The sequence below is a fragment of the Legionella fallonii LLAP-10 genome (assembly GCF_000953135.1).
Taxonomy (GTDB): Bacteria; Pseudomonadota; Gammaproteobacteria; order Legionellales; family Legionellaceae; genus Legionella; species Legionella fallonii.
Genome location: NZ_LN614827.1, coordinates 2,005,756 through 2,030,284, shown reverse-complemented (window position 1 = coordinate 2,030,284; position 24,529 = coordinate 2,005,756). Strand labels below are relative to the sequence as shown.

Sequence of the window (24,529 nt, the reverse complement as noted above, 5' to 3'; positions counted from 1 at the left end):
TAATTTTGCGCCCGTTACTAATTATTCAGAGTATAGCAAAAATGAAGAAGTAAGTGATTTTAAATTGATCGATAATCGCTGCCAAATCAAACTGATAGGACTCTAAACCATAAAAATAATTGAAGATAGTCCTTGTCTAGGTTATTGTTCATGGGCTTAAAAATAACTGCTTATAAAAATAAGATAGAGCCGAATGGTTATAGAGGAGCTCAAATGAATAAACGTGGACTGATTGACTATACTGGTACCTATACTGATGCCTATCAACTGACTATGGCTCAAGTTTATTTTTTAAAGGGACAAAAAAATCACAGTGCCGTTTTTGATTATTTTTTTAGAAAATTGCCTTTCGATGGTGGATACGCTGTTTTCTCTGGATTAGAAGATGTGTTAGAAGTATTAGAGAACTTTCATTTTGATCCATTAGATATAGAGTTTTTAGCAAGCCAGGGATTTAATGCAGATTTTCTTAATTACCTTAAAAATTTTCGTTTTCAAGGAACTATCTATTCTTGCCTAGAAGGGGAGATTGTATTTCCAACATCACCGATTTTAAGTGTAGAAGCCAATCTGATTGAAGCACAGCTTATTGAAACGCTGATTTTAAATATATTAAATTTTCAAACACTTATAGCGACGAAAGCAAGTCGTATTCGTCATGTAGCAGGGGATAAGTTACTTATTGATTTTGGCTTGCGAAGAGCTCAGGGGGCAGGGGGATATTGTGCCAGTCGAGCAGCAATTGTTGGTGGATTTGATGCGACGAGTAATGTTCGTGCTGGCCGTGATTATCATATTCCCATTTCTGGAACAATGGCTCATTCTTTTGTGCAAAGCTATGATAATGAATTGTCCGCCTTTCGTGACTTTGCCAAGCATTGGCCTAATCGTTGTGTGTTATTGGTTGATACCTATAATACTATAGAAAGTGGCATACCCAATGCGATTAAAGTAGGCAAAGAAATGGAAGCACAAGGACATCAACTGTATGGTATTCGCTTAGATAGTGGCGATCTCGCTTCTTTAGCAAAACAAGCACGCCATATGCTTAACGACGCCGGCTTAAATGAGGTGAAGATCATCGTTTCTAATCAATTAGATGAATATGCGATTATCAGCCTTATGGAGCAACGAGCACCTATTGATGTATTTGGCGTAGGCACTAGTCTTGCTGTAGGTTGGCCCGATGCGGCTTTAGATGGTGTATATAAACTCGCAGTAGCTTATGATAAGCCACGTATTAAATTGTCAGAAACACCAAGTAAAATCTCTTTACCGTATAAAAAGCAGGTACATCGAGTTTTTGAACGTGAAGGTCTATTTGGGGGGGCCGATGTAATTACTTTATTTGATGAGCAAGCAACAAATAAACTGTATTCTCCTTTTGACTCCTTACAGTCTTTTGAATTGCAATTTTATAAGCAAGAACCTCTATTACATGAAGTAATGCAACAAGGATTGCGTTCGATTTCATCTAAGACATTGAAGGAAAGTGCGCAATACTGTCAACAGCGTTTGAATAGTTTACCAATGGGGTATAAGCAGATTATCAATCCTAAGCATTATCTAGTGGGCTTAAGTGAACAGCTTAATAAGCAACGTGTTCAGTTAATAAAAGAATCTCAAAGGATAGTTTAGTGAACGTATTAGTTATTGTAGATACACAAAATGATTTCATGCCAGGCGGTTCATTACCCGTGGAAGATGGGGATTTAATTATTCCTGTTATTAATAGGCTCCTGCCCAAGTTTGATTTAGTGGTTGCTACCCAAGATTGGCACCCGGCAAATCACAAAAGCTTCGCTTCTAATTATAAAGACAAAAAGCCTTTTGACAAAATAAAGCTGAACGGCGTAGAACAAACACTTTGGCCCGATCATTGCGTACAAGGAACTGTTGGTGCCGCATTTCATCGAAACCTTGAAACCAGATCCATAGAAGCTATTTTTAGAAAAGGTACAAATCCCGAGATTGATAGTTATAGCGGATTTTATGACAACGCACATCAAAAAAGCACAGGATTAGCTGGTTTTTTGCGCGAAAAAAAAGCGACAACACTTTATTTTTGTGGTTTATGTGCTGACATCTGCGTTTACTTCACCATTAAAGATGCTTTGACAGAAGAGTTTGACTGCTTCTTGATTGAAGATGCCACCCAACCTCTTGATAAAACCGCTTTTCAAGAAATTAAAAAAGAGCTGACACAACAAGGCGTTAAGATTTTGCAGAGCGGTGATATTTAGATAATGAGGTCGATTTCTCCGCTCTCTAATCCTCACTACCATTAAGTTAAGACTCAATCATGATCATGAACCGTTCGGACTGAGGAGGCATTTATGTCGTCTCGAAGTCTTTGGTCAAACGTCCCAAGGCCTCGCGATCTGAGGTATCCCTACAGAATTATAACTTCTCTCGAATTACCGTGGCTTGACCACGGTATCCCCACGTTGCATTATTAAATCACCTCTATTTCCTCAATGAAGTGGTTAAAAAAGAAATTTAATCGAGTCTATTTCTTGGGCTTAAACTAACCATTACCCCTCTTGTAGATACCGTGGTCAAGCCACGGTAATTCGATCTTTAATCAAAATTGGTGGGGATACCTCAGCTCGAGATAGCGCTAACGCTGCATCCAGGCCGCGATCTTATCCGACACAGACGTTTACTATAAGTTGAGTTTTGTCCATAACTATAAATTTTTTTTAATCTCTTGATTTCAATTGAGTATTGAGTAATTCTCATCATATTTTGACTCTCTTTCTTATTTTTGGAGAATAAAGAAAAAGAATCTTGTCGTATTAAAGAGCCGGAAGGAAAAACCTATGGATGGTCTGACATGCCTAAACTAATGTTCATTGGGGTTACTATTTTACTCTTGATGGGCTGTAAAAAAGAGAATAAGCCCTTTAACGGTTATATTGATGCGCAGCTTGTTTATTTATCTGCGGATTTTGGTGGGCGTTTGATAGATCTAGCCGTACAGAAAGGGCAAGTCGTTCAGAATAACCAGTTTCTATTTAAATTAGAGCAAACGAGTGAGCTGTATGATGTGGAAATGAGTCAGCTAAACAGTAAGGATTTGTTGGCTCAGCGCCAACAGATTTTAGCTCAGCTGAATTACAATGATATCAATTATCGCCGTATTTTAGGGATGCGCCAAAAAAATGCGGCAAGTCAAAATGACCTAGATGCAGCTCGTAGAGATTTAGATGTTTCAAAACAACAGCTTGCTGATGTAGATGTTAAAATAAAAAATAGCCAAGTGGATACCGATGATAAAAAATGGAAAGTGACTCGTAAAGAGAACTTTGCCCCTGAGTTTGGCATTGTATTTGATACCTATTACACCAAAGGCGAATTTGTGCAGTCCAGTTATCCTGTGCTTTCATTAGTGACGAAAAATAATATTAAAGCCATATTTTTCATACCGGAAGAAAAACTGAGCCAATTGAGGATTAATGAGCAGGTGAAAATCAAAACGGATAAGAATATTGAATTAGCTCAAGGACATATTTTCTATATCTCTAATATTGCTGAATATACGCCGCCCATTATTTATTCCCGTGAAGAGAGTTCGCGCTTGGTTTTTAGAATTGAAGCCAAAATTGACTCTCCTGACTTGGAGAAAATACATCTTGGACAACCAGTGACTTTGGAATTAATAGCATGAGTGATTTTGCTATTGATGTTAAAGGATTAACTAAAAAATTCAATGAACGTATTGCAGTGAATAATCTTTCTTTGCAAGTAAAAAAGGGATCTATATTTGGCTTTCTTGGCTCCAATGGTAGTGGTAAGACAACAACCATTCGCATGATGTGTGGACTTTTAACGCCCACTGATGGAGAAGGGCTTTGTTTAGGCTATGACATTAGAACTCAAAGTGATGAGATAAAAAAGCATGTGGGATATATGCCGCAACAATTTAGTTTTTATAAGGGGTTAACTGTATATCAAAACCTGCGTTTTGTTGCTGATATTTTTGAAGTTCCTAATGCATCTCAAGCTATAGAAACAATGATTCATGATTTAGAGTTAGAACCTTATCGTTCTATTCAAGCGGGTAATTTATCTGGAGGGTGGAAACAGCGTTTAACTTTAGCATGCTGTATACTGCATCAACCTCAATTATTATTTTTGGATGAGCCTACTGCGGGGATAGATCCTAAGGCACGAAAAGAGTTTTGGGATTATTTACACCGAATTGCGATGAAGAATGGAACTACTATTTTGGTGACTACCCACTATATGGACGAAGCAGAAAAATGCACCCATCTTGCGTACATTAATTTAGGGAATTTATTGTATTCCGGGACGACAAAAGATTTAATCCCTCACTCGCAAGTCAAGGCCTATGTATTAGAAGGTGATCAAAAAGAGCAGAATAGGGTTATTGAACTCATTCATAAGTCATTTCCTCAACTACAAACTTCTATTGTTAATAATGACCTGCGAATTTCATCGCGAAATCAGGAGGTATTAGATCAACTGAGGAAAGAGCAACATCACTTATCTTTTAAAGCCGTTTCTCCCTCTTTTGAAGAGGTTTTTATTGGATTGATACCATGAACCATAAACGCTTGCATTTCTTCGGGATATCAATAACCCGTTTGTTGGGGCTAATGCGTAAAGAGTTCATTCTGATTGTTCATGATAGAGGAACCATCGCTATGTTAGTGGTGTTGCCGGTTTTGTTGCTTATCCTCTTTGGATTTGCTATCGATTTTGATCCTAAACATTTGCCAACCACTATTATTAGCTATGATCATTCGCCATTAACACGAAGTTTTATTAGTTCGCTTGAGGCGTCAGGATATTTTAAAGTGGTGGATACCTCAGGAAATGAGCATAAAAAGAATCAAGATTTTGCGAGTGGATCTATTAATCTTGCCTATACCATACCCCCTGATTTTACACGTAAATACATTCGTAATGAAAACCCGCAACTGTTAGTCGAGATTGATGGTTCAGATCCAGGCAGTAGCGCGAGTGCATTAGGCAACTCACTCCCCATATTAAATCAAGCCTTAAACAAATTTAATCAAGAGGGTTTAGGTTATGCCTCGCCTGTTATCCCCAAACGTACTGTTAATCTAACCACTCATCGATTGTACAATGAAGCTAACGTTAGTGCTTATAATATTATTCCTGGATTAATTGGAGTCTTACTCACTCTAACTATGGTGATGCTGACTTCAACGGCGATTACTTCAGAAAAAGAATCAGGTACCATGGAGCTATTATTATCTACTCCCTTAAAGCCTCTAGAAATTATCCTTGGTAAAGTGATCCCTTATATTGTTTTAGGTTATTTACAGCTTACAAGCATTATAATTTTTGGTAGGCTACTTATTTCGATTCCTATACAAGGAAGCATTTTATTGCTGTATCTTGCCGCAGCTCCTTTTATTATTGCCAATTTAATGGTAGGAATGATTTACTCCACTATAGCAAGAACGCCTATGCAGGCCATGCAACTAAGTGTTTTTTACCAATTGCCTTCTATGTTTTTATCCGGTTATATCTTTTCGTTCTTTGGCATGCCTAAATGGGCTCAATTATTAGGTTATTGTATGCCTATGACTTATTTTACCCGTATCTCGCGTGGAATTTTATTAAAAGGTAATACCTTAGGACAAATCGTGCCCAATATTATACCAATTTTACTGATTGCATTTGTTTTAATGATATTGGCTGGAAAAATATTTAGAACGACACTTGATTAATACTTATGAAACTAAAGAAAAACTATTTATTGCTATTATTTTTTTTACTCATCCTGCTTGTTGGCGGATGTTGTAAAAACTGCCTGACGCCAGACAGAAAAGTAAACTACCCTACACAAACACGTAATGGGGTAAAGTATAGAGACAATAAAGAGGATTTAAGTCGTGTTGCTTGGTGGAAAAAACTTCATGATCCGCAGCTGAATCAGCTTATTATGGAGGCGCTATCCTGTAATAATCAAATCAAAAGTGCGAATGCGACGATTAAACAAGCCCAAGCACAATTAAAATCCGCTCAATATGCTTGGATTCCTACATTGGATGGATCGGCTAATGGTTTTTCGGGCACCACCTGGCATACCCATATCAACCCAACAGGCCCACTTGCTACTAGTTCGCTTTTTTCTAATATTTCTAACTTGAGGTTTCATGGCTATTATTCTGGTTTTGTTCCGAGATATTCGGTTAATATCTTAAATAATATTGCAACAATTAAAGCAGCAAAGGCTTCATTAGCTATTGAACAAGCTCAAGCTCAGGCAACTAAATTAGGAATTATTAGCCAAATGAGTGGTTCGTATTTCATGCTTTTGAGTCAGCGAGAGCAATTAAAATTAGAAAAAACCCTTGTTAAAGATTTACAGGAATTACGCAAACTCGAACAAGTTCGTTACAAAAGTGGAATCAGTGACATTGAAACCGTTACTAGTATTGAGCAGGATATAGCCCAAGAGGAAACTAAAGTACCGCAAATTGAAAAAGTAGTAGTGCAAACTGAAAATACCATTCGTCTTTTATTGAATCAAAATCCTGGTCCTATTGTGACTCGCAACTCCTTGCTTGCGCTCAATATTAATCATCTTATTCCAAAAAACTTACCTTCTTCAATTTTAAAAAATCGTCCAGACGTTATTATTGCCTTAAATAATGTTAAATCGGCTTATGCCAAAGTAGGTGTCAGTTATTCCGCATTTTTTCCTACCATTTCCCTAACTGGTTTATTCGGTCATTCATCTGTCGATTTAGCTAATCTTTTGAAGTTAAGCACTAATTTATGGGTGGATCAGGCAACGGCTACGACGAAGTTATTCAATGCTAGTGCTTACCAAGATATAAAAGCCGCTAAAGCGGGCTTTTCTGCACTGTATTATGAATATATTCAAACATTGCGCTCCGTATTTGCTGATGTGGATAACAATTTGACTAATGAACAAAAAGATAGAGTCGCTTATTTGCAAACCTATAAAGCGTACCTTGCCGCAAAAAAAACATACTCTATTGTGCTGACTCAATATGAAGCAGGCGCAAAAGACTATCGTAATGTGGTGAATGCGAAAATTAATCTTGATAGAAATCGCTTAAGTCTAGTTCAGGAAAAAGCACAGTTACTCGACAGCATTGTGCAGGTCTATAATGCGGTAGCCGGTGGGTATGATGTATAATTAAAATTAAACATTTTAAAATAAATTATGCTTCCTGATACTATTGAAGAGAGTTTTTCCTGGGCGCATCCGTTGGTCAGTGAATGGTTTCTCAACAATATTGGTTACCCCACTGAGCCGCAACGTTTGGGCTGGCCTCACATATTAGCGGATAAGAGTACCCTTATATCCGCACCAACTGGTTCGGGAAAAACGTTCGCTGCTTTTTTAATTTGTATTGATCACTTAGTTAGAAAAGCGATAGCCGGTACTTTAACTGACGAAACTGAAGTGCTCTATGTATCCCCTTTAAAGGCAGTCAGTACCGACGTTCAAAAAAATCTGATGCAACCGCTCGCAGCCATTCAACAACTTGCTGCAAGCCGAGGCATTAACATGCTTTCCATCGATGTCGCTGTACGCACTGGGGATACTGCAGCCAAAGAACGTGTCGCTATGGTAAAAAAGCCACCACATATCTTAGTGACTACGCCTGAGTCTTTATATATTTTACTCACTGCTGAGAAAAGTCGCGACATGTTACGTAGCGTCAAAACGGTTATTGTTGATGAGATTCATGCCATAGCTAATGATAAGCGTGGTGCACACCTTTCTTTATCTTTAGAGCGTTTAGAAGCAATTACCATGAAACCGCTTGTGCGTATTGGCTTATCTGCTACACAAAAACCTATGGAGCTTATTGCCCATTTTTTGGTGGGCAATGAACGGCCATTGCCTATGATTATTGATATTGGTCACGCCAAGCATTTACAGCTTTCGGTGGAGGTACCAAAGAGCGAATTGGGGGCCGTAGCCTCTAACAACCAATGGGATGAAATTTATGATCGTATTGCTGAGCTTGCACAGCAAAATCGAACAACCTTAATTTTTGCCAATACACGCAGAGTAGCAGAAAGGGCTGCTCATCATCTTGCTGAACGCCTAGGCCAAGATCAAGTAGTGGCCCATCATGGCAGTCTATCAAGAAAATTAAGATTGTCTGCAGAAACCAAATTAAAAAATGGAGAGTTAAAAGCTCTAGTCGCTACTGCTTCTTTAGAGTTAGGAATTGATATTGGGACTGTGGATTTAGTCTGTCAATTAGGTTCGCCTCGTTCTATTTCAGTGATGCTGCAAAGGGTGGGGCGAGCTGGTCATTGGCATGGGGCCATTTCTAAAGGCTGCATTTTTGCCACTACGCGCGATGAACTAGTAGAGTGCGCTGCATTGGTGTATGCCATTAAACAAGGTGATTTAGATCAATTAATTATCCCCCATGAACCTTTAGATATCTTAGCGCAGCAAATAGTTGCTAGCTGTGCTACCAATGATTGGTATGAGGACGATTTATTTAAGTTGGTAAAAAGAGGATTCCCCTATAAAGATCTGACACAAGAAACATTTAACTCCCTTATTGAAATGCTTTCTGAAGGGATTGCTGCGTCACGCGGACGTTATGGGGCTTATCTATTTAGGGATCGTATTAATGGAATAATAAAAGCGCGACGTGGCAGTCGACTTACTGCGATTACCAGTGGTGGTGCCATACCGGAAAATGGTTTGTTTACGGTCATAGCTGAACCTGCTCAGGTTACAGTAGGAACCTTAGATGAGGATTTTGCCGTTGAAAGTAACCGAGGGGACATTATTTTATTAGGTAGTACCTCCTGGAATATCCGTCGTATTGAAAGTGCCACGGGGCGTGTCATTGTAGAGGATGCTCATGGTTCTCCTCCTAGCGTACCTTTTTGGCGTGGGGAGGCGCCAGCTAGAACCGATGAGCTATCACGGACTATTGCTGATTTACGTCAACTTGTTAGCAATAAACTGCCATTTGATTACTCACCTATAGAGTCTTTAAAAGATAATCCTTTGGCTCAGGAAGTGCTACGTTGGTTAAGCGAGAACTGTGAGCTAGATAACATCGGAGCAGAACAGTTTATTGACTACATAATGCAGGGTAGAGCGATTTTAGGCGCTGTTCCTACGCAAAAAACAATTATAGCCGAGCGGTTCTTTGATGAGTCCGGCGGCATGCAGCTTATTATTCATGCCCCTTTTGGTGCTCGTATTAATAAAGCTTGGGGCTTGGCTTTACGTAAATGTTTTTGTCGCAATTTCAATTTTGAACTACAGGCCGCAGCAACGGATAATGGCATCAACATCTCGTTGACGGAGCAACATAGCTTTCCCTTGGCTGATGTATTTCATTTTTTGCATCCCAATACTATCAAAGAAGTATTAGTTCAGGCGGTATTGCAATCTCCATTGTTTACCACTCGTTGGCGTTGGGATGCGGGACGTTCTTTGGCTTTAGTGCGTTTTCGTAATGGCAAAAAAGTACCACCGAATATTTTGCGTATGCGCTCTGAAGATTTGTTGGCTGCAGTGTTCCCTGATGCTGCTGCTTGTCAGGATAATCTGTTTGGTCAGGATATAATCCCTCCCGATCATCCTTTGATTAATGAAACCATGAAGGATTGTTTAACCGAAGCACTAGATTTTGAAGGATTGATTGCATTACTCAAGGCAATAAAAAATAAGAAAATTCAATGTATTGCCATTGATACACCTACTCCTTCAGTTTTTTCACACGAAATTTTAAATGCCAATCCCTATGCCTTTTTAGATGATGCTCCTTTGGAGGAGCGACGTGCTCGTGCTGTCGAAATGCGCCGTATGTTGCCCAGTAATCTATTGCAAAATCTGGGTAAGCTAGATCCTGAAGCAATTAAAACAGTGACGCAACAGGCATGGCCTGATGTGAGAAATGCAGATGAGTTACACGATACCTTACAAACATTAGTTGCTTTTCCTGCCAGCTATTCTGAATACCAAGAGTCTATAACGCTTTGGCTGCCTTTTTTAGAAGACTTAATGATTCAACGACGAGCAGGTACAGCAAATATCAATAATCAAGAATTTTGGTATTCCGTTGAAAAAGCAAAAACCTTTTCCCTGATTTATCCAAATGCCATTTTAAATCAGCAATTACAAGAAATAGAAGAACACTCCTTAGAGCAAGAGGAGTGTATTTTTAAAATGATACAAAACTGGATGGCACATTTGGGACCTACCACCAGTAATGCACTGAGTGATATGTTATCTATACCTTCTTCTAATGTGGAACAAGCTTTATTGCGGTTGGAAGCCGCTGGCGTTATTTTACGTGGTTCATTTAATAATGTGGATGAGCAGGAATGGTGTGACCGTCGGTTATTGGCTCGCATCCATCAACTTACTTTAGGACGACTACGTAAAGAAATTGAACCGGTCACTCCTGCTCAATTTGTTCGTTGGTTATTAAATTGGCAGCATTTGACTCCTGGAACGCAATTAACAGGAGAGCAAGGACTTTTAAGCATTATTGAGCAATTACAGGGATTTGAAATTCCTGCTAAAGCTTGGGAGTCTGCGATTTTTGCTAAGCGTTTAGTTCATTATGATCCACAATTGCTCGATAAATTGTGTTTAATGGGGATTATTGGGTGGGGCAGGCTTTCTTTAATGAATACTGAACCAACGCAGGATGCTGAGCCTGATGTGGTAAAGAGAGTGACACCGACTAGTATTATACCTATTACTTTTTTCTTACGTGATTCATTATCCTGGTTAGCAAAGCATCATACGCCGATGAAAGAAAAGAATTTGCATTATTTAAGTCATAGGGCAGAAAAAATTGCTGTTTATCTGCAACAAAACGGCGCATCATTTTTTAACGATATGGTGTATGAAGTAGGCCTATTGAAATCAGAGGTAGAAATGGGCTTGTGGGAACTGGTTGCTGCTGGTTTAGTCACCGCCGATGCTTTTGATAATTTGCGTTCGCTTATTGATCCTCGACGACGGTTAGTGCGGAAAAGGAGACGGCCAGGAGCTTCTCCTTTATACAGTGCCGGACGTTGGGCGCTATTAAAGACTGTACCTATGAACGATACTAATGAGTACATTGAGGCGATGTGTCAATTACTGTTAAGACGATATGGCGTTGTATTCCGCGATCTGTTAGTTAGAGAAAAAAATATTCCACGTTGGCGTGATTTGCTCATTGGCTTTAGGCGTTTAGAAGATAAGGGGGAGATTAGGGGAGGGCGTTTTGTTGATGGTTTCTTAGGAGAGCAGTTTGCTTTACCTGTAGCTATTGACAGTTTACGGGCCATTAAGAAAAAAGAAACTACTCAAGATGTAGTTACTATTTCAGCTGTAGATCCTTTAAATCTTGCAGGATTTATTGTACCAGGTCATCGAATAACAGCGAACTCTAATGGAGTCGTAAAATTACAGAATGGTATTCCTGTATAAGTAGGTTGGGCCGCACTTTGTTTAGCCCAACCTACCGCGTTACCGAGTATGTGCTTTTATATTTGACTGGATGGTTCAAAAGAATCAGTATCGTCCTTTTTACTCTCATCTTTAGGTTGTTGAATTACTGTGCTCTTATTAGATCCCCATATCAAGCTTCGAGTATAATCCCCAAATTTATATTCTGTTGTTGGTTGGGGAGCTTTTTCACTGGGGACTTGCACAGGGGCTTTGTCTGAACCACTGAGCATATATCGTGTTAAATCACCAAAACGGTAACCACTCGATTGAGTTGGATCTGACTCTTGGTTTTGAGTTGAGGGTTGATTAGCAGGCTGTCCCCATCCCAATAAGCCCCAAGTAATGTCACCAAACTGATAATCTTGTTTGCCGGTAACTCGTTGATTGATGTTTGTTAATAGGCCCAAAGTAACATCACCAAATTGATATTCTTCTTTGTCATTAACGCGTTGACTTATCCTATTTAATAGTCCCCAGGTAATATCACCAAATTCATATTCTTTTAGATCTTCAACACCCTCTTCTTGAATTTGTGCGCCATTAACCATTTGATTCACTCTACCCAACATGCCCCAGGTCATATCACCAAATTGGTATTGACGATTGACTTGAGTATTTTTTAATTCAGGATCAATCATTAGTTGCAATTTAAATAAGTCGTTTATGCGAATAAGAGCTATCTTATAGGCCTCAGGTATATTCTCTACTGCCATTATTTTACTAATTAGGGTCTCAAATTCAGGGAGAGCTTTTACATTACCAATTTGTAATTTTTTAATCAAAACCAATAATTCTTCTTGCATGGTTGCAAACGTTAATTTTTCATTTTCAGGTAGTTCGCTACCATCAACCAATACCTTGTAGACTTGCTTTAAATAAGCACCAAAATCAATCGCTACATAGCTAGAACACTCCCCTTTAGTATTCTCTGCAGTTACAGGTCTTTCTAACAACTGTTGTACTACTGCCTCTTGATTACCTTCTTGGACTGTAGTTTTTAGACTCTTAAAAAAATCTTTAATAAACGGCCAATTCTCATCAGTAATCGTGACTTGCATCGCTCCGTATTTATCTGGAGGAAAAACACCTTTTTCTAGTAGAAGTTTTGCTTGATACAGTGGATTACTAAAATATAAGGAACCCGCTGCAGTATATGTATCGGAGGCACCCGTTAATGAGTGGCCTTGGCCAAATTGATCATGGCCTTGTTGTTCGTCTTCGGAATATTTTCTACCCCCTGTGAACAACTCTAAAGCTGAAGCAGCGGGAGCACTTTGCTCAAGACCAGCAAGAAGTAATTTATGTTCGGTGTTGCGATGGTAATAAAAATGACCGCTAAAACCATTAGCAGAAATCTTTTTACCATAGAAATTGTCTTGTCCAGTACCACCCATGGCAATATTAAGACCAAAATCACGCGGTGTTTTTATTATGGAGGGCAATTGGCCTGTGACGCCAATCAATACGCCTTTCCCTTCTACAACTTTTTCCTTAACCTGATTGACATTATGGGTCGCTGAGCGTGAAAAAACACCATTTGTTTCGCTTGCCTCAGGAAAATAACTCAATAATTCTTGTGTATTCACTTCTGATAAAAAGTTATAATCGATGATAATACGACTGGCATGAGATAAATAATCGGCAATGGTTAATTGATCAGATGGAGCGCGCAACTCGCTTGATGTAGACATATAAGGTCGAGTTTTAAAATCACCTTTGGCCACGCAAGCCATTAGCAATTGGGTCATATTAGAAGCTAAATCATTATCTGGGGTATGTAGAAAAGTCTTAGCCCATTGAGTGGCTACGTTGAATTGATCTTGATCAATCGTAGAAGAAACTATATCAAATATTTTATCAGGCATTTTCCACCAACTCATTTTATTAAATAGTATATGTTACCAATATAAACTTAATGAAATATTAAGGATTTACTAAATAATTAATTGTTTTGTAATTGTTCTTTGCATAGTAAAAACTAAGAATGTCAACTTTTGCATTTCATTTTGCTAATGCTTATGAACAGGACAATAAGCTTATTATTGATTATGTCTGGCATGAAAAAGTGGTGCTGCTTATCGCAGAAAAAATAAAGAGGGCGTGCCACCTTGTTTAAATCGTACGGTTATTGATTTAGATAAAGGAACGCTAAGCCATACTACTTTGGATGATAGACTGGTCGAGTTCCCACGTATTAGGGAAGACCGGGATACATTAACGCATCAATTTTGCCCGTATTAAAATGCCTCGCCGCATCCCCAATGGCTTGCATGGTTCTTGGATGCCCGGAGAATGGAAGTAAGTCTATTGCATATTTAGTAGTGATGCGTATTATGCTGGACTACAATAAAAAATGAGTCGATCAATGATTAAAATAGGGCAGTTTAATAAATTAGAAGTAATAAAGACGGTGCCGTTTGGTGTTTATCTGGATGGTGATGATTGGGGCGAAATTTTGTTGCCCAGTAAATTTGTTCCTAAAGGAACGCAAGTCTATGATGTTTTAGATGTCTTTGTTTATTTTGACTCGGAAGATAAAATTATCGCAACAACTCAGCGTCCTCGTCTCATGATGGGCCAATGTGCCTTTTTGAAAGTGATTGATGTCAATGCAGTGGGCGCTTTTCTTGATTGGGGGTTGGATAAGGATTTATTGGTACCGAAGCCAGAGCAGCATAAACCCCTGCAAAAAGACAAATCGTATATTGTCTATGCAAAGCAAGATAATAAAGGGCGTATTATTGCTAGCTCTAAAATCGATTATTTTTTAGATAAGACTCCTGCGCGTTATAAAGCAGGTGATGAAGTGAATTTATTGATTGCTGAAACGACGCCCTTAGGAAATAAAGTCATTATTAATAATCAGCATTGGGGATTAGTTCATTCCGCAGATATTTTCCAGACTCTAAGCTATGGTAAAAGAGAACGAGGTTATATTAAATCCATTAGAGAAGACGGGAAGATCGATGTGGTTTTAAGAAAAGTAGGACGAAGTGGTATTGATGATCTAGCCGAACGTATCATCACTGAATTACGGCAAAAAGGGGGCTTTCTGCCTTTGCATGATAAAAGCTCTTCTCTTGAAATTCAGCAAGTATTTCAAGAAAGCAAGAAAAGTTTTAAAAGTGCAATTGGTCAGCTGTATAAGCGAGGGGAGATTGATATTGAGCCTAACGGTATTCGTTTGCGAGGTGGCGAGAGGTCGTGAACAGTTAATGGCGTCACCGTAAGAGGAAATTGTAGCCGGGATGGAGAGAGGCGTAATCCGTGAGCGGGGATCGAATCAGGTTCCGATCCCTCAGGCTACAGTCCTTTAGCTGACATCATTACATGACGAATACAGTACCACCTTGCCACTTAAAAAGTTAAAGCCCGAGAGCATCTAACTCCCAAAGTCTCATTCTTACCTTCCACACATTGTGTACTTCCTCCATTGGGGGTAAAACACTCGGCCCATGCGATGTCTACCGGATTGCCCGAAAGTTCAGTAGAACTCCAATACTCCCCAGACAAACACATTGCCCCGGTGCAATTGTCCAATAATACAGGCAAATTATCGACCATATTTTGTTCAAGATGCATCAATGGTGGAGACGTACAAATGAGGCTACCGGCATCAGGCCCCATTTCACAAATTGCCGGTAGATACCAATCTGAATAATCATTAATGGTTGCTTTACATAGTCCCGCAGCATAACTGGATAAATGAGGTGGCGGAGTTGCAATTGTGCTGTAATAAATATTAATGTTCTTCGTATTACAGGCTCCATCGGATGCCCCATTGCAATTAGACTGTCCTGGATAATTCGTCGCTGGATCGGTGGAGCTTGCATTGGGACTGGGACTGCTAACAGTGGACGTATCATCAATCCCCCAAATGCTTATACCACCATCGTAATTGCCTAAGCTATTAGCGCTCCAAATAATTCCAGGGGAGTTCTCTGTTGCTTGATTGCTCATCGTTACAACTTTCCCACCAATACTTCCTGTATTTGGCGTTTCATCGTTAACAGAATACAGATAGCCACTCTGATAAATACAGCTATAACTCAACACGATCACATTTACTAGAGTACTAACGGCCTCATCTGCTGTTACCATGACACTACCACTGGTTGGAGCGATACCGCTTGTACAATCAGAGGATGCTACAGTACCCGGTGTAATGGTGATGATGCATGAATCCATAGTCCTTAATGTACCGCTACAAGTGGATGAGCTAATGCTTGTTCCTGACGGAAATCCAGACGATACAACCGACACATTGTTTGCCGAAATGGTTCCATGATTAGTAAACGTTATCTGTCGTGAGCTACCAGTTAATGCTGGATTGCTATAAACACATCCAGATGTTGGTCCTGATGGACAATGAACTGAAAGGGCTAAAGAGGAGATATTGGGAGTTAAGGTTGCTTGAGTGAAGGTTACCTCCACCGTATGATTGGCTGTGACATTAGAAAGCGTATAGGTACTCCCTGCAGTTTGAACGGGCACCCCATCAAGCAGCCACTGATGAACACCATAATTTGCAGCAGGGGTTGCTGTAAATTGTTGGCTACCACCTCCGTTTATTTTTATAAATCCTTGTGGGGTTATTGTACCATTGGCACCGCTAGTTGCTGCTATCGTGTAGGTAGTGTTAATGATTATATTTGCAGGTTTCGTATTGCTTGCAGAAAATAAACAATATCCATTGCTAATTGGCGTGCAGCCTGATAAGAAATAGCCAGGATTGTTAACCTTTATTCCAACCGATGGATACACGTGATTCGGTATTGTGGTGCTTATATTTAAATTTAACGCGGAGACCGCGTAGTTTTGGCATGATAACGGTCCTTTGCCATTAAGGCATAAGGTAATGCTCAGATTATCAGGTATTCCCGTGGCTAAAATCTTAAAGAAAAGTCCATTGCCAGCCGTTGTTGTTTGATTCATTAGTAATATGCATAGTATACCGAGTAAAATTAAAATGCGTTTTAATGCGGTTTGTTTCCTTGAGGCTATATCATCACGAGATATGCTTATCATTTATTTGTCCTTTTTGTCCCTAGCCTAATTAAAACATTGGTAGCTATTTTTATCTAGCTTCATGGCATTACATAGCAGAGAGGATTTGCGGTTTGAGCATGGCGATAAAGAAGGATTTTAGGCTCCCGATCTAATCGTCAGAGCCGTCAACCTGAGAACGAAATCTCATCTGTAGACTTAATGCCATTTTTTCATATTTGATGGGGTTAAATTATTCGAATGCTCAACTGCCTTGCTGATTTCTCTAGCAACCACGCTATCGAAGTTTAGATTAAAATATTTTTTTATTGCAGTATCATTCGAGGTGATGGATGTCCAAATCCAGGCACAGTACTAATGTCTGGAGATCTCTCACTTCGTTCGAAATGAGGTTTTTCCGTATTTATTGAGAGGTTACAAAATAAATAAAATTAATCTTATTGAGCAAATATATATCCAAATTTATTTGTACTATACTAAGTGGGCAGATAACGGATTGTATTGATCCTCAGGTATCACTAGCTCTTTTTTCTGATTGTTGCATTGCAAATGTTTCTTCTGTGCTTTATCTGCAACATTGTCTCTCGAAACACTTGTATCTTCATATTCAGGAAAAATCTACTAGTGATGCAAGAGGTTTATTGAATAAAAGGAAATTAAAAATGAAAAAACACGTAGTGCTTATTACTGGGGCTCTTGCTGGTATTGGCAAAGCAACTGCGTTTGCTTTTGCTCGAAAAGGAGCAAATATTGTTATTTCCGGGCGCAGAAAAGAAGTTGGTGAATCCTTAGCAAAGGAATTAAGCGCTTTAGGTTCAGAGGTAGCATTTATCCAAGCTGATGTGCGTCATGAGTCAGAGGTTCAATCATTGGTTGAACAGACGGTGAGTCGTTTTGGTCGTTTGGATGTTGCGGTGAATAATGCAGGAACAGAAGGAGTCTTGTCGCCAATTCTTGAAGAAAACTTGGATAATTATCAATTAACCTTTGATACGAATGTCTTAGGAGTTTTTCTCTGCTTAAAATACGAATTGAAGGTGATGATGACACAAGGATCTGGAAGTATTATTAACCTTTCTTCTGTAGCTGGTAAAAAAGGATTCCCCGGGGCTGCTATTTACTGCGCAAGCAAACATGCCGTGGAAGGTTTGACGAAAGTCGCAGCACTTGAAGCCTCTATTGCCCGTGTTAGGGTTAACGCTGTGGCCCCTGGCCCAATTCAGACTGATATGTTTGAGCGTTTTACTCAAACAGACGAGGCAAAGGCTGGCTTTTTAGATATGGTGCCTTTAAAACGAGCCGGAAGTGCAGAAGAAGTGGCTAATACTATAGTATTTTTAGCCTCAGACGAAGCTCCTTATATTACAGGACAAATTGTTGGAATAGATGGTGGTTTATTAGCCTAGCTAATAAATAGGGAGGGGGGCAAGAAATTGGAGCGATGTAATGAACAACACCTATTTTCTTGTAACCCTTTACTAGACCTCTTCGGAAATGTTACAGCGGGAGCGAATTGCTTCGTCGAGCCAGTGCTCGAATCCTCATGTACTGGCGTGTACACTCTGGTTCCACGCGTCGCCTCTTCTCGCACTTCATCCTCTTTAACGAGTTTCATAAGCGGTCTATTATTATTTTTTGTATCCTTATTAATAACAAGTAATGCAAATGCTTTACCGCCTGAAGGAATAAGCAAAAAACCTCCTATTACTGCTGCAATGGGTTTTTCCTTTACCAATTTATATGATATTAGCATGCCCCAAAAATCATTTAAGTTTAGTGGCTATATTTGGTGGTATGTTACGCCGTTAACGTCTACTTATGTTCCTTATGACAGAACAGATGTGATTAATGCAAAGGAGTATAGTATAAAACCTCATCATATTTACGATGCAGAACCTAACTATTATGAAGCAAAAATTAATGCTAATGTGAGTCAAGAATGGGAGCTACGGCAATTTCCATTTGATTCGCAGGAGTTACACATTAATTTTGAAGACAATGGTTATGATGCTAGTCGTTTGCTCTATACAGTGGACCGCGAGCATAGTCGTATTAATCCCTATCTTAAACTCGATGACTGGAAAGTCATGGGGGATTCTATTTCTACGCACTTGGATTCTGGTTATTCCGAAGTACGGATTACAATTAAAATTAAGCGCCTTAATAGTGGTTGGTTGTTTTTTCATTTATTTATTGGCACATTTGTTGGTGTTCTTTTATGCCTGTTAGGCTTTTTTATGCGCCTGGATAGTGATATTCGTTTTAGTTTATTCCTGGGAGCTATTTTTGCTGTCGTAACTAATCAACACATACTTTATGAGGTATTACCAAGAACTTCTTATTTAACGTTAAGCGATAAGATACAAATTGCCACGTTTATTTTATTAATTTTTACTATTATTATTCATGTTATTTTAAAAAAATTAGCTGAAAGACGGCGTGCAAAATTCGGGCATTATTTAAATAAACGTATGGGTATTGCACTGTTTCTTAGTTATTGTTCTTTTGTCATTTTTGTCGTTCATCATGCGATAGTCAGCTAATCTCTTTATTCAATCATGCCCGGTGAGCGGCTACAAAAATATTGGCTATATTTCTTGCAACACTTTACTGTGGCTGAGCAGGTATTTTTTGATACAGGCCAGTTAATTGAGCACTAGCAAGCACGTGCCCTGTTATTGCATTGAGTATATCGTCTCTAATGGCGCCATTATTCAAAGCTAATACATTATCTAAAGCATATATTTTAAAAGTATATGAGTGGGCGCCAATCGATGGACAGGGACCACGATAATCGATGTTGTTCCAACTATTCTTTCCGGCTGCCGCACCTTTTGGGAGCAGGCCATTTGCATTTATTTGTGTTTCTGAGGGCGGTATATTAAATAAAATCCAATGAGTTATTGGAGTATCATCTGGGCCATTGGGATCTTCAACAACTAAGGCAAAAGACTTGGTTTTTGGTGGTGCATTATGCCAGGCTAAAGGCGGTGATTTATTATCACCACTACAAGTATATTGAGCTGGAATTAGTGTATTGGGCTGAAAGGCACTGCTTTCAAGCGTGAACTGGGCTGCAAAAGTGCTATAGCTACAGATACAAAGTGATAAAAATAAGAAATATTTTTTCATTTGGTAATTACTCCAATAAGCATGATAGAAACATAGAGATATTTATAAAAACTCACTGTATTCAATAAATACAGTGTAGTATTTGAATGGCATGATTGTAATAGACTCATTGCATAATCTATATCTTTTGTGTTATTGCCATGTTGTAAGCGTTTCTTCGGGACTCATTTACTCTGCTTCTCGAAATGCATACGCTGTGCACTAAAACAAAATATACAGGTTATGGCAAGAGGTTTAATATAAAAATGATGATGTCATAGAGTAATAGGAGCATAAATAACGTCTTAATTAGTTTAGTTGTTAGTGTTGTATCAAAGATTTAATAAAAAAAGTTGTTACAGGAGTAAAACTAAATATTATTTGATAGGGGCAGCATTATGGCATTTACCAAAAAACAGCAAAAGAAGATCACAGAGTTTATTGATCACAATAAACTTAGTATCAAATATGAGGCTAATACTCAATGGAGTAATTTTTGTAAAACAGTTACTACTAAAGATGTCATGATGCTAAGGGTTCATGATTTAGCATCTGCTCAGGCATTAATGAAAAAAATTTATGACATTAATAAGGTCAGAGATCCTCAATATAGAATTACCTGCCGCGTTGCTGCTGGAGGGAAAGAGGGCGAACAATACAGTAACTCCTTTTCTCTCACTCCATGGGTGAGTAAATTGAATGATGATGATAATCCAGATATTCCTCAAACTGACATTATTATTAATATGCATCTGGATCCAGATCTAGAAGCTATAGAATTGGTTGATGACACGACAGTCAGAATAAAACCAGGTGCTCAGATAAAGGCCCTAGACGAGATACTTTATTATAAATACGGGCTTCAGACCAAATGTCCTGCCAGTTTGATAAACCGTGTTACACCTTTTGGTTTAGCGGCTTTAGGAGGGCACGGTACTGATATACGTTCTGGGGGATATTCTGACAATATCAAATCCCTTACTTTTCTACAAATGGATGGCACCCTTAAAAAAATTGACAGAACTACAAATCCTGATGATTTTGATTTAATTGCCTCTGCTCATTTAGGTCTTTTTGGCATAGTAGTTGAGATGGAACTTGAATGTAAGCCTGCAATGAAATTAGAGTGTGTCGAGACACCAATGAGTCTTCCTGAGTTTCTGGAAAAACTAGAAAGCGGTGAAATCCCTCGAAAAGGCTATCCTATGTTTAGTGTGTTTTATACGCCTACTCAAGATAATGATTTAAATAATAGAGAGATTAAAAATGTTAAAGTAATGGAGTATAGAGAAGTACCATTGACTGAAGAAAACCGTAATTTTAGCGAATTTGATTTATTGTCCAGACGTATTCAACAGGCATTAGAAATTCAATTAGAAGGAGGATTGCGAGTTACGGATCTACTAGCACTTTTCCCTCAGTTGGTTCCGTTGTATATGAAATATGTGGTTGCCCGTTATGCCATAGGCACAGAACAGAAGGTGACCGTTGGCCCAGCCCCAGAGGTTTATCATTATCAGGAGTGGTATCCAAACGATATTAATGATGTAGATGCCATGTTTCCAGTAAGTGAAAATAATAAGGAGATGGCCGACGCCTTTAGAAAGGTAGCAACGGAGACCCAAGCCGCCAAAGAGAGGGGGGAGGCCCCTGTGACTTTTGGAGCTTATGCTCGGTTGATTAAAAATATGAAATATCAATTCAGTTTGGCTCCGGGATCACATCATAGCGATAAAGACACTGTATGTGGTTTTGACGTGGTTTCTAGTCCTGGGGCTGTTGGTTTTGACGCTTTTCGTGATGATTTGGTAGATTATTTAATTAAATCATTTCAGGCTAAATTACACTGGGGAAAATATGTCCCTCTGAATAAAGGAATTGATTATAATAAGATGTATGAGGGGGATATAGAGAAGTTTAATAGTGTATTACGTTCGTGGCATAGAAAAAGTCATCTTGATATGTCTCGCTCTCCATTTCTGACTGCTTTTCCTTGCCAGCTTTTAGGTTTAAAGCAATATATGCCTGCCCCAGAATTTAAAGAAGACATTACGTCAAATGTTAAAGTGCCACAATCTAGCGTTCGTTTTGATAAAGTAGGTCATGATATTGTTATCGCATTGACTGATTTTATGAGTCAACTAGAGGGGCAAGGAGATGTAGACACCTGTGAGTCACATAAAGAAGCATTAAAACAGGGGGTTCAAGAAGTACATAGACAAGAAGTAGAAAAAAAATCTGGGCGTCAAAATCATGGATTTTTCTCTAGTTGGTTTTCCAGTCAAACACCTGATAATGCATCGACTCCATCTATTTTCAATATCCCATGTTAGTTTAACGCAAGTACGACATAAAAATAGTGTAATTTCTTATGTCGCACTGCTCACTCTTAATACTGTCCATGTGTAAATGCTGCAGATTTTACGAGGTGACGTTCGTTTAGTGTGTCGGGCAATTTGTTGCCCGACCTATATTACTATTGGATGTATTTCAAGACAGTTGTTACGCTATACCAACTCTGTGAGGATAGATTCACTGTGTTCTAAGGAGAATAGACTATTCAAACAATCAATAACTCGGTCAATATCATGAGCATTGAGATTTGAACCTGATGGCAAGCATAAACCTTGATCAAATAAATAATCTGAAACACTGAAATTTTTTGCATGAGGATAATAGGCTGCTTTTGCAAATAAAGGTTGTCTGTGCATAGGCTTCCAGGTTCTTCTTGCTTCTATATTATATGCTTTTAAATGATTGATCACTGTTTCTGGTCGTAAATCGGAATATAGCGGATTTATCGCTATAGTAGATAACCAGCGCGTACTATATCCCTTGGAAATTTCAGGCATTAGATCTATAAATTGATGGGACTTAAATGCTTCCTTGTATTGATTAAAAACAGCTCTTCTGGCGATGACACGCTCTTCCAGTACTTTTAATTGCCCCCGACCTATTCCTGCAAGAACGTTACTCATACGATAGTTATAACCCACTTCAGAGTGTTCATAATGGGCTACAGGCTCACGAGCTTGAGTTGCCAAATAGCGAGCCCTTTCTATTAGTTCTTCGTCGTTAGAAACTAACATTCCACCACCGGACGTGGTAATAATCTTATTTCCATTAAATGAAAAAATACCTAATTTTCCAAAGGTTCCACTATGTTTATTGTTATAAGTAGATCCAAGTGATTCTGCCGCATCTTCTATAATAGGGACTTTATAACTCTCACATATTTGGCACAGTGCGTCGTAATTAGCACTTTGCCCATATAAATTCACAATGATTACCGCTTTAGGTAAGGCATTGTTTGCCTTTGCTTCCTTTAGAGCGCGCTCTAAAGCAACGGGAGACATATTCCATGTTTCTAAATCTGAATCGATAAATACGGGAGTAGCCCCTTGATACATTATTGGATTTGCTGAGGCAACAAAAGTAAAACTGGATGCAAAAACGATATCACCAGCCTTCACATCCAATAAGATTAGAGCAAGATGTAGGGCTGCCGTACCTGAACTTAGTGCCACTGCTGATTTAGCGTCAATATAACTAGCCACTTCTTTTTCAAACGCATCCACATTAGGACCTAAAGGTGCAACCCAATTAGTGGAGAAGGCTTCTTGTACGTATTGTTGCTCATGTTCTCCCATATGAGGAGAGGACAGTAAAATATTAGACAGGAAGTCTCTTCTATGAATGCACCGAACGGGCTTGCCTTGTTCATCTACTAATGGAATGTGATCCAGCTCATACTGCTTCATTAAATGATAAGCATCTTGGAGTGTTGCAGATTCTGGCAGCGTTTTAGAGTGGCTCGTGGGAAGGGCACTTAAATCCGAATCAAGGGTACATTCTTTGAGCAAAAGTCTTCTGATATCTCCGTCGGTTACCGTTCTTTGTAAACGTTCTTCGTCATCGACCAAAAATAAAACACCTTGGGCTGTGCTTTCCAGCTTATTCAATGCTTCTTTGATACTCAAATTTTTTCTAATATATAGATCTTTAATTGTTATCATTTTATTCCTTGATACAGCTAGTATACCTTTAGTCGGAACTTACAATCCTTCCCCCTGTGTTTTCTCATTTAGTGCATAATATGCGCTTTAGGAGGAGTAAAACTGAAAGATATTAAAAACTTTACTTTATATTAAAAGGATAATGCGCTCAAACTCATTTCTCTGACTCTTTAGTATAAAAATCAATGCCGGTGTCAACATCTCCAAAAAATTGTATTTGGCCTCGATCCAATACTATCACTTTATTACAAAAACGCTTAATAATATCGTTTGAATGACTTGCTAACACCAAGATATGGCTTTGTTCAATCATAGACTCAAGACGCTTTGTTGCTTTGTCCATAAAATGCATATCACCCGTTCCAATGATTTCATCAATCAAAATAATATCTGATGGAATAGATGTAGCTACAGCAAAAGCCAGTTTCAATAGCATGCCTGTGGAATATGTTTTAACAGGGCTATTTAAAAATTCACGTAGTTCAGTGAAAGTCTCAATATCTTCCATCATATTGAGAGCATTCTTTTTGGAAATTCTGCGCATTATTGCTAAATTAAGAATGTTTTCATATCCAGTTGACTCAGTATTCATTCCTGAGCTGACATCAAATAAATTGGATACTTTTCCATTGATCTCTATTTCACCTAAATTGGGTTTATAAATTTTGGCAAGAACCCTTAGCAAGGTACTTTTTCCCGCACCATTTCTTCCTAATAACCCGATGCGCTCTCCCTTGTTAATTTGTAGATTAATATTATTAAGAGCTCGATAGCTTGAGTTTTTAATATCTGTTCGGTTACTAGCTGATGTCCTAAAACATCTATTAAGCAAATGAACCGCTGATCTTTTGATAGAGTTAGATCCTGTCTTAATCAGATAATCTAAGGATACATTTCTTAATTCTATTGAAGACATTGAAACTCC

At 38.7% G+C, this 24,529-nt stretch carries 17 protein-coding genes; 11 read left to right on the top strand and 6 right to left on the bottom strand.

All coding sequences use genetic code 11. The features are described from left to right. The first annotated feature begins 228 nt into the window (after nt 1-228). The 7 genes from LFA_RS08230 (at nt 229) to LFA_RS08200 (ending at nt 11,449) form a co-directional block, all read left to right on the top strand. Complete coding sequence (locus LFA_RS08230; RefSeq protein ID WP_045097501.1) at nt 229-1,638, top strand: nicotinate phosphoribosyltransferase; 1,410 nt, start codon at nt 229-231, stop codon at nt 1,636-1,638. Further along, entirely contained in the window at nt 1,638-2,243 is a 606-nt protein-coding gene (gene pncA, locus LFA_RS08225; RefSeq protein ID WP_157010324.1) for a bifunctional nicotinamidase/pyrazinamidase, read from the top strand. Before LFA_RS08230 ends, pncA begins: the two co-directional genes overlap by 1 nt. Before the next feature lie 593 nt (nt 2,244-2,836). Further along, entirely contained in the window at nt 2,837-3,670 is an 834-nt protein-coding gene (locus LFA_RS08220; RefSeq protein ID WP_045095763.1) for an HlyD family secretion protein, read from the top strand. Next, nucleotides 3,667-4,569, top strand: coding sequence for an ABC transporter ATP-binding protein (locus LFA_RS08215; RefSeq protein WP_045095762.1), 903 nt, complete (start codon nt 3,667-3,669; stop codon nt 4,567-4,569). Before LFA_RS08220 ends, LFA_RS08215 begins: the two co-directional genes overlap by 4 nt. Continuing rightward, nucleotides 4,566-5,726, top strand: a complete 1,161-nt coding sequence (locus LFA_RS08210) for an ABC transporter permease (protein WP_045095761.1) — start codon at nt 4,566-4,568, stop codon at nt 5,724-5,726. The genes LFA_RS08215 and LFA_RS08210 overlap by 4 nt, the downstream gene beginning before the upstream one ends. Before the next feature lie 5 nt (nt 5,727-5,731). Then, on the top strand, nt 5,732-7,168 hold the full coding sequence (locus tag LFA_RS08205; protein ID WP_045095760.1) for a TolC family protein: 1,437 nt from the start codon (nt 5,732-5,734) through the stop codon (nt 7,166-7,168). A 27-nt stretch (nt 7,169-7,195) separates the two neighbouring features. Then, on the top strand, nt 7,196-11,449 hold the full coding sequence (locus LFA_RS08200) for a DEAD/DEAH box helicase (protein WP_045095759.1): 4,254 nt from the start codon (nt 7,196-7,198) through the stop codon (nt 11,447-11,449). A 56-nt stretch (nt 11,450-11,505) separates the two neighbouring features. Here LFA_RS08200 and LFA_RS08195 read toward each other — a convergent pair whose 3' ends face one another. Further along, nucleotides 11,506-13,335 (bottom strand): hypothetical protein, encoded by a 1,830-nt coding sequence (locus tag LFA_RS08195; RefSeq protein WP_052673905.1) that lies wholly within the window; start codon nt 13,333-13,335, stop codon nt 11,506-11,508. Between the two features lie 500 nt (nt 13,336-13,835). Here LFA_RS08195 and LFA_RS08190 point away from each other — a divergent pair, with 500 nt between their 5' ends. Next, nucleotides 13,836-14,678: a CvfB family protein gene (locus tag LFA_RS08190; RefSeq protein WP_045095758.1), complete on the top strand. Its 843-nt coding sequence runs from the start codon at nt 13,836-13,838 to the stop codon at nt 14,676-14,678. 149 nt (nt 14,679-14,827) lie between these two features. On the opposite strand, the gene LFA_RS08185 is transcribed toward LFA_RS08190, so the two are convergent. Next, entirely contained in the window at nt 14,828-16,498 is a 1,671-nt protein-coding gene (locus LFA_RS08185; RefSeq protein ID WP_052673904.1) for an InlB B-repeat-containing protein, read from the bottom strand. A gap of 641 nt (nt 16,499-17,139) precedes the next feature. Between LFA_RS08185 and LFA_RS08180 the strand changes: the two genes are divergently transcribed. Continuing rightward, nucleotides 17,140-17,883 carry an SDR family NAD(P)-dependent oxidoreductase gene (locus LFA_RS08180; protein ID WP_045095757.1) on the top strand — a complete coding sequence of 248 codons (744 nt, stop codon included), beginning with the start codon at nt 17,140-17,142 and terminating at the stop codon, nt 17,881-17,883. On the opposite strand, the gene LFA_RS08175 is transcribed toward LFA_RS08180, so the two are convergent. Next, a complete protein-coding gene (locus tag LFA_RS08175; RefSeq protein WP_045095756.1) occupies nt 17,880-18,230 on the bottom strand; it encodes a hypothetical protein in 351 nt (116 codons plus the stop codon). The two genes, LFA_RS08180 and LFA_RS08175, sit on opposite strands and share 4 nt — an antisense overlap. On the opposite strand from LFA_RS08175, the gene LFA_RS08170 reads away from it, so the two are divergent. Beyond that, complete coding sequence (locus LFA_RS08170) at nt 18,229-19,020, top strand: ligand-gated ion channel (protein ID WP_157010323.1); 792 nt, start codon at nt 18,229-18,231, stop codon at nt 19,018-19,020. The two genes, LFA_RS08175 and LFA_RS08170, sit on opposite strands and share 2 nt — an antisense overlap. 64 nt (nt 19,021-19,084) lie before the next feature. On the opposite strand, the gene LFA_RS08165 is transcribed toward LFA_RS08170, so the two are convergent. After that, nucleotides 19,085-19,609 carry a YbhB/YbcL family Raf kinase inhibitor-like protein gene (locus LFA_RS08165; protein ID WP_045095754.1) on the bottom strand — a complete coding sequence of 175 codons (525 nt, stop codon included), beginning with the start codon at nt 19,607-19,609 and terminating at the stop codon, nt 19,085-19,087. A gap of 377 nt (nt 19,610-19,986) precedes the next feature. On the opposite strand from LFA_RS08165, the gene LFA_RS08160 reads away from it, so the two are divergent. Continuing rightward, nucleotides 19,987-21,921 (top strand): FAD-binding protein, encoded by a 1,935-nt coding sequence (locus LFA_RS08160; protein ID WP_045095753.1) that lies wholly within the window; start codon nt 19,987-19,989, stop codon nt 21,919-21,921. Between the two features lie 174 nt (nt 21,922-22,095). On the opposite strand, the gene LFA_RS08155 is transcribed toward LFA_RS08160, so the two are convergent. Both LFA_RS08155 and LFA_RS08150 read right to left on the bottom strand, forming a co-directional pair. Continuing rightward, nucleotides 22,096-23,604, bottom strand: coding sequence for an aminotransferase class I/II-fold pyridoxal phosphate-dependent enzyme (locus LFA_RS08155; RefSeq protein WP_045095752.1), 1,509 nt, complete (start codon nt 23,602-23,604; stop codon nt 22,096-22,098). Nucleotides 23,605-23,758: 154 nt separating this feature from the next. Further along, entirely contained in the window at nt 23,759-24,520 is a 762-nt protein-coding gene (locus LFA_RS08150; RefSeq protein ID WP_045095751.1) for an ABC transporter ATP-binding protein, read from the bottom strand. Nucleotides 24,521-24,529 lie beyond the last annotated feature (9 nt).